Here is a 14,768-nt window from a genome sequence, read left to right as displayed (position 1 = left end):
TAAAAGATTGGGCAAGCTTAGCAAATTTGCGATAATCCGCGCCCGCTTAATTCAGCTTCAGGCTTACCGATGACCGATTCCCAGCTCGACATTTTGTACCTCGACGAGGATTTACTCATCGCCAATAAACCCGCCGGCCTGCTCTGCGTACCGGGTAAAGGCCCGGATAAACAGGATTGCCTGTCCAATCGAGCACTGAAATTTAACCCCAACGCCCGAATTGTTCATCGCCTTGACCAAGGTACATCCGGCATTGTGATGTTCCCGCTCAATTATCTGACACTGAAAAATCTCACCCATATGTTTGAATCCCGCGCGATCCACAAGCGTTACGTCGCCGTGGTAGATGGATTAGTGGCGGACGATGAAGGTGAAATCAAACTGCCACTCATTTGCGACTGGCCCAATCGCCCGCTGCAGAAAGTATGCTTTGAAAGCGGCAAAGCGGCGCATACACGCTATCGGGTACTGGAAAGGGATTTGGAAAAGAAGGTAACCCGCGTTTTACTTGAGCCGGTAAGCGGCCGCACCCATCAACTGCGCATCCATATGCTGAGCCTTGGCCACCCCATGCTGGGTGATGGACTCTACGCGCCGGAGAATGTACTCGCAAAAGCCCCGCGCCTATTACTGCATGCACAGGAACTCTGGTTAAATCACCCGATTACCGGCGTTGAAGTGCGCGTACAAGCAACACCGGATTTTTAACCGATCAGACTCGTCAACACCTGATCTATTTCAATCTGAACCTCGTCGAGCGTTTTGCCTGCATCAACCAACGCATAACGATTGGGCGCTGACTCTGCACGCTGGCGATAAGCCGCTCGCACGCGCTCAAAGAACACCACCGCCTCGCTTTCAAAGCGATCCAACTCACCGCGTTGGCGCGCACGGTTCAACCCCAGTTCGACATCAATATCGAGGATCAAGGTCAGATCCGGGCGCAAATCGCCCTGCACCAGTTGCTCGAGCTGCTCGATAATGGCTTTACTCAAGCCGCGCCCACCGCCCTGATACGCAAAGGTCGCATCGGTAAAACGATCACTTAACACCCAGGCACCTCGCGCGAGGGCCGGTTTTATCACCTGCGCCAAATGTTGCGCACGCGCGGCAAACACCAACAGCAGCTCAGCAGTTTCATCGAATGGCTCTTCACGCTTGCTAAGCAAAAGGCTGCGGATCTCCTCCGCCAGAGGCGTACCGCCCGGCTCCCGGGTGATTATCACCTCAATGCCGCGCCCGCGCAGCCAATCGGCCACAAAAGCCAAATTTGTGCTTTTTCCGACACCCTCGGTGCCTTCAATCGTCAGAAATTTACCGCGCTGCATAGATCTCTCTAATATTCTCTGCTGTTAAATTTAACTATTTACGCATTCCTTCCCCTTGGGGGAGCGCGTATCATACCGGCTTTTTCCAGCACCACCCTCTAAATCTCAAGGGAGATTCACCATGATTACATTACATACTAACTACGGCGATATCGTTATTGAATTGGATTTTGATAAAGCGCCCAAGACCGCTGCCAACTTCAAACAATATGTCGAAGAAGGTTTTTATAACGGCACCATTTTTCACCGCGTAATCGATGGCTTTATGATTCAGGGCGGTGGCTTTACCGAGGATTTCCAACAAAAAGAAACCCGGGAAATGATTCAAAACGAAGCCGATAACGGTTTGCAAAACCTGACAGGCACTTTAGCTATGGCGCGCACCAATGATCCACACAGCGCGACTGCACAGTTTTTTATCAACGTAAAAGACAACAGCTTTCTGAATCACTCAGGCAAAAATGCATCGGGCTGGGGCTACTGTGTATTTGGCAAAGTCGTTGATGGTATGGACGTAGTCAACAAAATCAAAGGTGTCAAAACCGGCAGCAAAGGTTTCCATCAAGATGTACCAAAAGAAGCCGTGATTATTCAAAGCGCCACCATTGCAGAATAATATGCACACGCTGTTTATTTCGGATTTACATCTTCACGAGTCACGCCCGCAAGTTACGCGGGCGTTTTTTCAATTTTTGCACACCCAAGCCGTTCACGCCGAAGCGCTCTATATTCTCGGCGATTTTTTTGATGCCTGGATTGGAGATGATGACAACTCAGAACTGGCGCAGGATGTTACCAATGGATTGCACAAGCTAAGTGAGCTAGGTGTTGCAATTTATTTTATGCATGGCAACCGCGATTTCTTATTGGGCGCGACCTATGCTAAAAAAGCCGGAATGGAATTAATCCCCGACGGAATAACTATCGATTTATATGGCACGCCTACATTATTAATGCACGGCGATAGCTTGTGCACTGACGATGTCGAGTACCAACAATTTCGTGCAATGGTGCGCAGCCCGCATTGGCAACAACAAATCCTTGCGCAGCCAATTGCAACACGCCGCGCTCTTGCCGCACAAATGCGTGCAAAAAGCCAAAGTATGAATAGCCTAAAAGCAGACGATATTATGGATGTATCGCCCGCCGAAGTTTTAACACAAATGGAAAGCGCTGGTGTCACACGCATGATTCATGGACACACCCATCGCCCTGCACGCCATCAACTGGTTATCGCTGGCAAACCCGCTGAACGCATTGTGCTGGGCGATTGGCATGACGCAGGCTGGTGCATCAAAGCGGATCAAAACAGTATTGAATTAATCGACTGGAAAATTTAACTCATTACTTAATTACGGTTGCGACTCGTCATCATATAAAGCCCACCAATAATCACAAAAATCGGCCACCAGGTTCCAAATGAAAGATCGAGCAAAAACATCATGGCAATAAAAATAATCGCCCCCGCTGACACCAATGAATTGGCAACAGCGGCACCGAAACCCTCTTTGCGATAAAAACTGAACGCTTGCTGCAATGGCCCGATAGCCGCCAACAAAATAAAAAACGCCCACCAATTGTGAAAATCCAAAAAGAACAACTCAAAGCCAAGATTGCGCGCCAACAATAAGCCGCCGATTACAACAATCGCCAAACCTAGCGGCCAATTGCTAGACGCAGGCTTAGTGTCTTTGATCGGGGCCGGGGTTGGATGCGGGGATAAATTATTATCGTCAGGGCTAGACATAACAAACTCCATATTGGTTAGGGTGCCTTTTTAGACATCATAAACCAGAAATTGGGTTCACACATCCCGCACTTAATTGCGGACGTCCGCAGAAATGATTACCGCCAAGTAAAAAGCCCCACCAGTAGGTGAGGCTTTCCCGGATAGAACAACCAACAATCCAACTATTCTTTCAAAACATCTTCCGCTGCATTCACCAAAAAGATGTAACTCGCCGCAAGGTTAACCACGTATTCGTTCTCCCCCCAGAAGAACGGCCAGTCTTCGTGATTTTCTGGATAGTCCGGCTTTAACACCAAAATACCGGGAACAATACCGCCAGAGATAAACGAGAAGTCAGCACGGTTCATTCCATATGCCACTTCTTTGGAGCGGGTTCCTACGTTTGATACCAACGACAAATTGTGCGCAGGGTGAGTTCCATAAAGGAAATTCAAACCTTGCAACACAGACTCACGACTCACCAATTCAGGAAACGCTTTGTGAATATAATAGTTGTTGGTTGCGTGGCGAATCACCCAACCACTGCCCGCCCAACCGCCTTCGGTGATGGGAACACCAAAAGGATTTTTTGCTTGAGTCGCAGCAAGTTCAGTTTGATAAATTTGCGCTTTACTTTTTAGTTGCTGTTTGAAATCTGCATCCATATACGGGATAGCGCGAATAAACCAGGAAGCATTGCCACCAAAGTCCACTTCAGTTGCCAGTTTTTTAACCGCTTGTGCATACTTTGCTTCACCAGTAGTGATCAACAACTCAGTCGCCGCTTTGAGTTGTTCATGCTCAAGTTTTCCACCAGTTGTGTTGCCATGCTTGAACGAATCCGGCTTCGCTTTTGCGGCCTCTTCCGCCCACACTTTTTTTGCGGTTGCCAAACATTCTTTAGCAAGTTCATCATTGAATCCGGTTAATGCCCTACTAGCCGCAGCAAGCGCGGCGGCAGAACCGTAATTTAATGATGAGGATTTGCTAGTAAATGCCCAGCGATCATCAAATTTGCCGCTTTTAAAACCATCAGTTTCCATTTCACCCATTTTCGGATCGTAAATTAAATTATCCGTCTTAGTGATTCCATCTCCCAAATGGTGATACTGATCAATATGCGCCTCTACAATACCGGGAATTGCATGACCCACAGCGCGATGCTGCGCAATTAACGCAAGCGTTCCGTGTTCGATTTGTTGCAACACGTCGGGCTTGCCATCTGCCGTGTGCAGATCAACAAATTTGCGCGCGTAGTCCACGCTGGTAGTATCACGTTTCAAACCAAAGGTTTCCCACGCAGTCACCAAAGTATTCACCACATCGTATTGGGTCTGCGTACGGATGTCGTAATCACCTGCGTCATACCAGCCGCCGATATTTAAACCGGGAATATGTTCGCCCGGTTTATAAGGTGTATCAGTTGTCGGCCCCTGCGCATACAAATCAAAATGTTCGATATTTACTGGCGCTTGCAAAGCATCATCAAGATGGGATGCACCATGCCAAATACGATAGGATTCGTTGATCGTCATATGATCCATTTGCACCGGCAAATACATATCCAGCGTTGGATGCCATGCGGCTTGGTAAACTGCTTTATCAATGCGGAAACTGTGGGTCTCCTGATCACCATAAGTGATTGTATACAATCCCGGCGTTTGAATTTTACTGAAATCAAATTGGCGATATTCGTAGCGCAAATATTTGCCCCAGCTTTCGGGTTTTTCACTCAATACTGTTTTACGGGTGCCATCGGCATTAATTTTTATCAAGCTCGCCTTCTGGATTTTTTTATCGCGCGCATCCAACTCAATGACGGCGATTTTTTTCTGCGCTGGGTGATAGCCCACCTGCGAATGCGCAATCATAGGTTTGCGAATCCAGTTTTTTACCGTCGCCGCATCAATTTGCCACTCGATTACCGCACCGGTTTTATTCGCCGGAATTTTACTGCGCACCACAAACCAGCCGTTTTGCGCCTTGCCACGACCATCATAAAGTTCGAGCGGTGCGCTGGCAGAACGGATACTTACACGGCGCTCATTATCTTCCGGAGCAAATACCAAATGCTGCCCTTGCGCGAGCGCAATGGGATCAGCTTTACCATTAATTTCTTTTAGACCTGTGGGATAAACCGGAAAACCGCCAGCTGTGTCATCCATCAAAAACGATTTATGGAAGTAAGCTGCAGGCAAAAACTCCAAATTAAAACCGGCTTTGCCTTCAAGGGATTTTGGTAGCGGTTTTGGCAAGTTAACTGTTAAACGCACGCCTGCTGCGTTTTTAGTCACTTTGATGGAGAAGTCAAATTGCTCATCGGGATAATGCAGAAATGCTTCGATGGATTGATCTTCACGATTCACTTTGCGCTCCTTGAACATGGGCGTCATATCCCATTGCTCCGGCGTCGCATTCAAACGCACATCACCGTTGGTAACCGTGCGCTCACCGTGATGAATTAATTCCACCCCGCTGGTTTTGGAATCGCTAAAAAGCCCGTCATACCAATTGCTAAACACCAGCACATTCAAGCCGGGCTTTTCGAAATAGTCTTTATCATTAAGGGTGAGATCGTCTTTTGCTTGGGCAGGCAAGGCGAGAGAAACAAACAAAACGGCGAGCAAACCCCGCCATTGACCGAGTTGATATGCCATGTACATCTCCAGTTTATTATTGGTGCAGACTTATAGTCTAGATGCACATAACCTACTGGTATACGAGATTTACACTTAATAACGGAGGTTTACTCGCTGCAAAATGCAGGCTGGGCTGACGACCAACCTACATTTAGTTAACCACACCCGAATGAAACCGAAACTCCTCATCCCCACCTTCAATCAACGTTTTTTCGAGTGCTAAAAATTCCTGCACTCGCGCAGAAATATCCGCGCCTTCAGCCGCACGTTTGGCGAGCGTTAGATAGTCTTCGTAGTGGCGGGATTCTGATTTAAGTAGTGAGAGGTAAAATGTTTGCAGTTCGTGATCAAGGTGCGGTGCGACTTTGGCAAAGCGTTCGCAGGAGCGGGCTTCAATGATGGCGCCGCAAATGAGTGTATCTATATAGCGACCTGGCTCTGAAGTACGAACCAATTTGCGCAACTCACCTGCATATCTGCCTGGAGTGATTTGATCATAGCTCACGCCCCTCGCCTTCATAATAGCCATCACCTGTTCGTAGTGACGAAGCTCTTCGCGGGCGAGGCGGGACATTTTGTTCATCATGTCAAAATCGCCCACGTAGCGGAACATTAAATTAAGCGCAGTGGATGCTGCTTTTTTTTCGCAGTTGGCGTGATCGAGCAATAACAGTGCTTGATTGTCCAAGGCATTTTTTACCCAGGCATCGGGAGTTTCGCAGTGCAGGAATTGCTGGATTTTGGTGAGAGCATTCATAAAGTAAAAACTATTTGTGTTGTTCGAGGGTTTCAGCGGTGACGAAACAAGGTGATATGTAGCGTTCATAGTGAGCGCAGGATAGTGCGTAAAAATCCTTGTCGATATTATCGCGAATCACCGTCAATGGTGTACCGACCCATTTCATTTGTAATGCAAGACCGTATTGAGATAAATCCTGAATCTGGCTGGCGCCTGCGCGCAATAAATCGAATACCCAGCAATAGGGATTTTGCTCGGGCTTGAATTGGATTTGCTGGTGTTTAATTTGCGTGAGCAATAACTTTTCGTCATTGACTTGAATCATGTTCTGCACAATTTGTGCGAGAAACGCTTCCAGCCGCTGCGCAATTAGCAAACGCTGCTCATGGGTGTAACTATTCCAATCGATAACTTCGTGGCCAAAACGTTTGCAGCCACGGCAGACACTGTCGCCAATGCCGGTGGAGCAAATTCCCACACAGGGAGTTTTTACGGGTTTTAATACAAGCATAATAATCGCGTTATAAGCGAACCGGTTTAACAACCGGCTCGCAGGTGTATAAAAATAAAAAACGAAGAAAATTAATAGGCTGAACCAGTAATATTTAATTCAATTTTCCACAATGAACCTGCGCCAGTCAGGTACAGGGTTTTCCCTTCCACCCCACCAAATGCCGCATTGGTGAGATTGGCATCGGTAGATGCTTGCGCAATTTGCTCACCCGCTGGGGTGTATACACGCAATTGACGTGCGATGTGTTCAGTCAAATAAATATTGCCCTTACAATCAATCGCCATGCCATCGGGAATCGTTAATCCAGTTACCAAATCTTTTCCTGTTTGTGGAACACCATCTACGATTGGATAAGCGCGCAGTAAACCTTGTTCACCACCGCCGTTTACGTAAAGCACATCTTCTGCGGGTGATAAAGCGATACCGTTTGGATTGCTAATGGTGTCATCAACCAAGGTCACTGTGCCATCAACTGCTACACGGTAAACACCGGTTTTTTCCTGGCCGCCTGGCGCAGCATCGCGCTGGAAAGCAGGGTCGGTAAAATAAATAGTGCCGTCTTTAGCGATGGCAATGTCATTCGGCGAATTAAATACGTTGCCGTTGAATTGTTCGACTACTGAACTGCGCTCGCCCGTTGCAGGATTAAAGCGCGAGAGACTTTTGTATTTGTGTGTTCCCGCAACTAACAGACCGTTGCTGTCTACTGCGAGGCCATTGCTGCCCGAATCTTCAATTGCAGTCGTCACTGCGCCACTCGCATCCAACTTTTGAATACGCGATGAAAATCCGTTGGTGAAAACAAAATCAGAAAAATACAGTGAATCTTTAATCCAAACCGGGCCTTCAAATAAACCAGGTTCTGTGCGAGTGGTATTCGCCGCTTCGATGCGTACCGGGGTCAACTCACCGGCGGGCGCTGTGCCATCGCAGGCTGCAACTGCAGGAGCAGCAACAGATATTTCTGCCGCAGCGGATGACACTACCGCATCACTCGCTACCGGAGCATCAGCTGGTTTTTTATCGCAACCCGCCAAGGTGGCGAGCAAACCAACCATCAGGCTGGAAATTAACAGGTTTTTTTGTGCCGCTTTCTTTGTCGCTATCATAGTGTCCTCATTTTTATTGGCAGGAGCCATTTTTATCGTTGCCATAGGTCATGTTGGGGTCATCAAACAAGCTCGCCACCTTATCACAATCGACTTTAAATACCGATTCCCACTGAGCGAGACACATGCCTGTAAACCGGTATGAGTTGCTTTGGGCGCATTAACAGGTTGCGCGGCTTGAGGTATACTTCCCGCCCGATTTACCGCTCTCACGAGCTTTTTTAAGGGCGCTGTTTTTTTGAGCGCACTTAGTCATCCATGAAGGCCATGGATAGTCTCCGGAAGCAGAGATCCTGCCGAGGGAGTAACCCCTACACTAATGAGGATAAAACCGTGCTTGAAGCCTATCGTAAACAGGTCGCAGAACGCGCCGCAGAAGGTATTCCACCAAAACCATTAAACGCCGAACAAGTTGCTGGATTGGTTGAACTGTTAAAAAATCCCCCCGCTGGTGAAGCTGAAGTATTACTGGATTTGATCACCAACCGCGTTCCGCCCGGCGTTGATGAAGCCGCCTATGTTAAAGCCGCTTTCCTAAGCGCGATTTTGAAAGACCAAGCTTCCTCCCCCCTGATCGATAAGCCTCTCGCGATAAAACTGCTCGGCATGATGCTCGGTGGTTACAACATCGAAACTCTGGTTAGCCTGCTTGACGATGCCACTTTGGCACCCCTGGCTGCGAAAGAGCTCAAGCACACCCTGTTGATGTTTGATGCATTCCACGATGTGGAAGAAAAAGTAAAAGCGGGCAACCCGCATGCGAAAGAACTGATGCAATCCTGGGCTGACGCCGAATGGTTCACCAGCAAGCCTAAAGTTCCCGAGAGCACCAAGCTCACCGTTTTCAAAGTCACCGGCGAAACCAATACCGATGATCTGTCACCAGCACCTGATGCCTGGTCACGCCCTGATATCCCTCTGCACTCACTGGCCATGTTCAAAATGGCACGCGATGGAATCACCCCTGATGAGCCAGGCAAAATTGGCCCGATCAAACAAATCGAAGCACTGAAAACCAAGGGTTATCCACTGGTATTCGTGGGTGATGTTGTGGGCACCGGTTCTTCACGTAAGTCAGCAACCAACTCTGTACTCTGGTTTATCGGTGAAGATATTCCGGGCGTACCTAACAAGCGTACCGGCGGTGTGTGTATCGGCAGCAAAGTCGCGCCGATTTTCTACAACACCATGGAAGATGCTGGCGCACTGGTGTTTGAAGCACCGGTTGATAACCTGAACATGGGTGATGTAATTGAGATTCGCCCTTACGAGGGGAAAATCCTCAACGCCACTACCGGCGCTGTGCTGTCTGAATTCAGCCTCAAATCAGACGTATTGTTGGACGAAGTTCAAGCTGGCGGTCGTATCCCATTGATCATCGGCCGTGGCCTGACCACCAAAGCGCGTGCATCATTGGGCTTGCCTGCAAGCACTTTGTTCCGCCTGCCAGAAGCACCGGCTGATAGCGGCAAGGGTTATACACTCGCACAGAAAATGGTAGGAAAAGCCTGCGGCGTTAAAGGTATTCGCCCAGGCACTTACTGCGAGCCCTACATGACTACCGTAGGTTCACAGGACACTACTGGCCCTATGACCCGCGACGAGTTGAAAGACCTGGCGTGCCTTGGTTTCTCGGCCGACCTCACCATGCAGTCCTTCTGCCACACTGCTGCGTATCCAAAGCCAGTGGATATCGAAACCCAACATACCCTGCCCGATTTTATTATGACTCGCGGCGGTGTTTCCCTGCGTCCGGGCGACGGCATCATCCACAGCTGGTTGAACCGTATGTTGCTGCCTGACACCGTAGGTACTGGTGGCGATTCACACACCCGTTTCCCAATCGGCATTTCCTTCCCGGCCGGTTCTGGCTTGGTAGCCTTTGCTGCGGCGACTGGCGTTATGCCACTCGATATGCCGGAGTCTGTTCTGGTGCGCTTCAAAGGCGAATTGCAACCAGGCATCACCTTGCGTGATCTGGTAAACGCGATTCCGCTTTACGCAATCAAAGCCGGTTTGCTGACAGTTGAGAAAAAGGGTAAGAAGAATATTTTCTCTGGCCGCATTCTTGAAGTTGAAGGTTTGCCTGACTTGAAAGTAGAGCAAGCGTTTGAAATCTCTGACGCATCGGCTGAGCGTTCAGCAGCTGGTTGTACTATCAAGTTGGACAAAGCGCCCATCATTGAATACATGACTTCCAACATCACCATGCTGCGCTGGATGATCGAACAAGGTTACGGCGATATCCGCACCCTTGAGCGCCGCGCACAGAAGATGGAAGCCTGGATTGCCAACCCTGAACTGATGGAAGCCGATAAAGATGCAGAATACGCGGCCGTTATCGACATCGATCTGGCCGATATCAAAGAACCAATCCTCGCCTGCCCTAACGACCCGGATGATGTGAAAGTATTGTCTGAAGTTCAAGGCGCGAAGATTGATGAAGTGTTTATCGGTTCGTGCATGACCAACATCGGTCACTTCCGCGCTGCAGGTAAATTGCTTGCCTCAACCAAAGACGAGTTAACGACCCGTCTGTGGATTGCCCCGCCCACCAAAATGGACGAGCATCAGTTGATGGAAGAAGGCTACTACAGCATCTATGGCGTTAAAGGTGCCCGCACCGAAATGCCAGGCTGCTCACTGTGCATGGGTAACCAAGCGCGTGTAGCTCCAAAATCCACCGTGGTATCTACCTCTACCCGTAACTTCCCCAACCGTTTGGGTGAAGGCGCTAACGTGTATTTGGCTTCTGCTGAATTGGCGGCTATCGCTGCGGTACTCGGCAAGCTGCCAACACCAGAGGAATACCAAAGCTACGCGAGCAAAATCAACAGCATGTCTTCCGAGATTTATCGCTACCTCAACTTCAACGAAATTGAGAGCTACCAAAACTCGGCTAACGAAGGCAAGCGTATTGCTGCGGTAGAGATCCAAACTGTTGCTGTGTAAGGCCGGGGAAAAATAAGACGCAAGTCTTAAACGAAAAAAACCCGCTTTTTAGCGGGTTTTTTTCATCTGCAATATATTGTGCCGCAAACCGGTTTTATTTCTCGAAACTGATGTCATGCAACCGCACTTCTGCTGCAGTCTTCTGTTCAGGTTTTATGTTGATATACAACTCGGTGAAGCCGCTGGTTTCTTTTAAGGGAATACTGTTGCGCCCATAGGTTTTTAGCTTGGAAGGTGAAATGGTACCTGAAGCCAGCACATCACCTTCGGCATTGCCACGACGAATTTCGAACAGCCATGTAGTCGGCTCTTTAAAAAACAGCGCTCCTATTTTTACGGATTTCACCGCGGTCAAATCATAGTGGCCAAACGCGAACCCAGAGACTTCTTCACTAGCGGGAACCATAATTGACTTAACATTATAGAATGTATCTTGCTTGGCTTCTTTGGTAGCAGAAGTTGGTACATACACACTATAAAAATCCAACCGCGCCGGAATAAGTTTGATTTGTTTACTTACCTCAATTGACGAGAAATTATTTGCGCCCTTGTCCTTGTACTTTGCAGTAAAAATATAAGCCTCACCACTTAAGGTGTAGGGTTTATCTGCTTTTAAAGATGCCGAATTTTTTTGATGAGATTTAAGATCAAAGGTGCCTGCCAATGCCAAACCTTTAGGCGAATGATCTTCCGCCAGCGATAACACATAAGTAGCTAGTGCGGTGCGTTCAGCTTCGCTCAAACCGGAGAACGCCGGCATATTCATTTCACCCCACACACCTGCGCCGCCATTACCGAGTTTATTCACCAGATACGCGATTGCTTTGGAATCTTTTTGATATTTTTTAGCAACATCGCGGAATGCCGGGCCAACCATTTTTTCATCCAGTTTGTGGCAACCCAAACAATTATTTGCATCAACCAACGCTTTACCTTGATCAACTAAATTAACGGCTTGATGCCCAAGTGCGGATTTTTTCTCCGGCTCTACATAAGTAAAAGTAACCAGTGGATTACCATTTTCTACCTCACCGACAGCACCATCCTCTTTATCATTAACAGAGAACGCATAATTGAACTGTTTGGTGTCAGGCCAGAAAAACGATTGGTTTTCTGTAGTAGAGAAACCAATCACTGGCGGCTCGTTACCAATTTCAAGTGGCGCAGTGAACAATGACTTTGCCCCCTGTGCATCGGTTACTGCTAATTCCAGATTGTATTTCCCCGGTTTATCCAACGCCAAATTCAATTCAACGGCATCACCTAAAGCACGTTCAGGACAGGCTGTATCGGCACAGTGCAACTTCCATGCATAAGTAATTTTGTCGCCATCCAAATCCACAGATTTATTCGCTGATGCATTAATGGTTGCCGGGACGCCAAATTGGGTTTTCTCTAACGTAATTTCCGCAACAGGTGGACGGTTACCGGCACCCACATATTCAATCCGAGCAAGGCGCGCATCCGGATTGCCAGTAAACCAAGACATACCATATTCAAGTACATACAAAGTACCATCGGGTGCAAAGCGTGCATCAATCGGCAATGCGTAATTAATTTGTGGGGCAAAAGGCTCAATTTTTTGAATGCGCCCTTGCTCATCAAAACTCACCACTTTTACCCAAGCGCGCATAAAATCGAGGATAAATAGTTTATTGTCGTAATACGCAGGATAGCGATTTACCGATTCAGGATAATCACCAGAGCGATAAATATCGGCCACCAGAGCAGTACGCCCGCCAGTACCCATTTCAGGAAAGACATCGGATGTTCCGTAGGGATAAGCGATAAACGCTGGCTGCGCGGGTGGTAATTGTTTTGCGCCGGTATTATTGGGCGAGTAGTTAACCGGATTGTTTACATCAACCAGATCACCTGGTTTTTTCGCAACATAATCGTACTGGTTATAGGGTTCGTTTTGTCCGATAACCAACGGCCAACCGAAATTACCTGGCGCCGTCACGCGATTAATCTCATCGTAACCACGCGTACCTTTTTCGTCGGAATCGTTGCTTGCATCGGGACCAACATCACCGTAAAACAACATGTTGTTACGTTTATCAAAGGTGATGCTATACGGGTTGCGCGCGCCCATTACATAAATTTCCGGGCGACCTTGAGTAGCGTCAGTGAATAAGTTTCCGGCAGGAATATCGTAACCACCTTCTGCTTTAGGCTTTATGCGTAACACTTTCCCGCGCAAGTCGTTGGTATTACCGGCACCACGCAACCCATCGTTCTTTTTCATGCCCGTGCGAAAATCGAGCGGTGCATAACCATCCTGATCGTGCGGATTGGTATTGTCGCCGGTAGAAAAAAACAATTCGCCGTTGTTGCCAAATTGCAAATCACCGCCGGTGTGGCAGCAGTTATTATCGATCGGGTACTGCAGGACTTTTTGTTCGGTTGTGGCATCGACTTGGTTGTTGCGCCACAAAAAATGTGACAACCGCTGCGCAACATTCCCGGCCTCATCCTTCACCGTGAATGCCGCATAGATGCGCTGGTTTTTATCAAAATCAGGATCAACCGCCACACCAACCAAACCCCATTCCTGAAACTTATCGTAACCAACCACCAACTTGCCCGCATCGCTGATTTGGCCGGTTTTATAATCAACGCGCTGGAAGGCGCCAGGGCGCAATGCAATTAACGCATCGCCATTCGGGAAAAATGCCAGCTTCACTGGCTCATCTAATTTTTCGACCAAGGTCTTTTTAATAAAGCGATTATTTTCCGGTCTGGATTTCGTGTAATCCAAACGCGGCTTAAAACCAGGGCGATGATTCAAACCTACCGCATAAGTCATACCGCCAAGCAAGTGCTGCAACAGGTTAGGATCAGAAAATGATTCACTGGTGTGCCCCATACCCGTATAAAACGCGCGGCCACCATCGTAATCGTGATACCAGGAAATGGGATGATCATGGCCGTGCCCGCCACCTTGGTAAGTTGACTCATCAACCTTGGCAACCACGTTGATAAATTCATACATATCGCGATAGTTGTACCACTCATCGGCCACGCTGATAGAGTCCGGCAAAGCCTCTGTTGATGCATGCTTTTTATCGACAAAATTCACTGTTGCTTGTTGCACATTACTTGGGGTATTGGGATGATCCTTAAAAACAGCACCCACTAAATTGCGATACCAAAACCATTCACCCTCCCATTCGGTATCTGCAGCAGCGTGGATGCCTACAAAACCACCACCCGCTTGAATGTAGCGCTCCATTGCCAATTCCTGATTTTCATCAAGCACATTGAGCGTAGTATTTAAAAATACGATTGCATTGAATTGGCTCAGTTCGGCATCGGTAAACACTGCCGAGTCTTCTGTCGCCACCACCGAAAATTGTTGCTCATTAGCCAATTTTTCAAACGCGGCTATGCCAGCGGGAATTGAATCATGGCGCCAACCAGCCGTCTTGCTAAACACCAAAATACGTGCGCCGCTAATGCTCTGCACCTGGCTTGCCGACGTAGTGGGTAGTGCAGTATTTGGCTGCCCTTCAGGTGCTGCTGTATCTGATGTCCCTTGCCCGCAACTGGCAAGTAAGAGAAGAAAAGTTAATCCGAGTAGCTGTTGAGTTTTAACAAGGGTGTACTGGCCGAATATACGCATGACCGAACCTTTTTTTAGATGTATTTTTAGTAGTGGTGATAACTAGTGAACAAGTAAAACCATAGGACTGGTATAACAAAAACGCACATCCCTGAAAATGAAAATGCCGCTGATAATATCAGCGGCATTTTGT

11 protein-coding genes are annotated in these 14,768 nt (G+C 48.1%); 4 read left to right on the top strand and 7 right to left on the bottom strand.

Translation table 11 applies throughout. The features are described 5' to 3' along the window. Window positions 1-69: 69 nt before the first annotated feature. The gene (locus tag J2X05_RS07130; RefSeq protein WP_310070568.1) at window positions 70-708 is read left to right on the top strand and encodes a pseudouridine synthase; all 639 of its coding nucleotides are present in this window, start codon (window positions 70-72) and stop codon (window positions 706-708) included. Here J2X05_RS07130 and tmk read toward each other — a convergent pair. Further along, window positions 705-1,328 carry a dTMP kinase gene (tmk, locus tag J2X05_RS07125; RefSeq protein WP_310070565.1) on the bottom strand — a complete coding sequence of 208 codons (624 nt, stop codon included), beginning with the start codon at window positions 1,326-1,328 and terminating at the stop codon, window positions 705-707. The genes J2X05_RS07130 and tmk overlap by 4 nt on opposite strands. A 121-nt stretch (window positions 1,329-1,449) precedes the next feature. Here tmk and J2X05_RS07120 point away from each other — a divergent pair, with 121 nt between their 5' ends. After that, window positions 1,450-1,944 (top strand): peptidylprolyl isomerase, encoded by a 495-nt coding sequence (locus J2X05_RS07120; protein WP_310070562.1) that lies wholly within the window; start codon window positions 1,450-1,452, stop codon window positions 1,942-1,944. Between the two features lies 1 nt (window position 1,945). Then, window positions 1,946-2,668 (top strand): UDP-2,3-diacylglucosamine diphosphatase, encoded by a 723-nt coding sequence (gene lpxH, locus J2X05_RS07115; protein ID WP_310070561.1) that lies wholly within the window; start codon window positions 1,946-1,948, stop codon window positions 2,666-2,668. Between the two features lie 8 nt (window positions 2,669-2,676). Here the strand turns inward: lpxH and J2X05_RS07110 are convergent, their stop codons facing one another. From J2X05_RS07110 to J2X05_RS07090, 5 genes are all read right to left on the bottom strand, one after another. Beyond that, window positions 2,677-3,075, bottom strand: coding sequence for a LiaF transmembrane domain-containing protein (locus J2X05_RS07110; protein WP_310070560.1), 399 nt, complete (start codon window positions 3,073-3,075; stop codon window positions 2,677-2,679). Between the two features lie 164 nt (window positions 3,076-3,239). After that, complete coding sequence (locus J2X05_RS07105) at window positions 3,240-5,714, bottom strand: glycoside hydrolase family 9 protein (RefSeq protein WP_310070556.1); 2,475 nt, start codon at window positions 5,712-5,714, stop codon at window positions 3,240-3,242. A gap of 133 nt (window positions 5,715-5,847) precedes the next feature. Beyond that, the gene (locus tag J2X05_RS07100) at window positions 5,848-6,453 is read right to left on the bottom strand and encodes a MiaE family protein (RefSeq protein WP_310070553.1); all 606 of its coding nucleotides are present in this window, start codon (window positions 6,451-6,453) and stop codon (window positions 5,848-5,850) included. 10 nt (window positions 6,454-6,463) lie between these two features. Then, window positions 6,464-6,946, bottom strand: coding sequence for a DUF1289 domain-containing protein (locus J2X05_RS07095; protein WP_310070550.1), 483 nt, complete (start codon window positions 6,944-6,946; stop codon window positions 6,464-6,466). A gap of 71 nt (window positions 6,947-7,017) precedes the next feature. Then, window positions 7,018-8,058, bottom strand: coding sequence for an SMP-30/gluconolactonase/LRE family protein (locus tag J2X05_RS07090; RefSeq protein WP_310070547.1), 1,041 nt, complete (start codon window positions 8,056-8,058; stop codon window positions 7,018-7,020). A gap of 333 nt (window positions 8,059-8,391) precedes the next feature. Between J2X05_RS07090 and acnB the strand changes: the two genes are divergently transcribed. Then, window positions 8,392-11,010, top strand: coding sequence for a bifunctional aconitate hydratase 2/2-methylisocitrate dehydratase (acnB, locus tag J2X05_RS07085; protein ID WP_310070545.1), 2,619 nt, complete (start codon window positions 8,392-8,394; stop codon window positions 11,008-11,010). A 94-nt stretch (window positions 11,011-11,104) separates the two neighbouring features. Here the strand turns inward: acnB and J2X05_RS07080 are convergent, their stop codons facing one another. Further along, window positions 11,105-14,635, bottom strand: coding sequence for a ThuA domain-containing protein (locus J2X05_RS07080; RefSeq protein WP_310070542.1), 3,531 nt, complete (start codon window positions 14,633-14,635; stop codon window positions 11,105-11,107). Window positions 14,636-14,768: the final 133 nt, after the last annotated feature.

Origin of the sequence: Cellvibrio fibrivorans (assembly GCF_031457055.1) — a bacterium.
In the GTDB taxonomy this organism is placed as follows: Bacteria; Pseudomonadota; Gammaproteobacteria; order Pseudomonadales; family Cellvibrionaceae; genus Cellvibrio; species Cellvibrio fibrivorans.
This window is presented reverse-complemented; position numbering and strand designations above follow the sequence as displayed.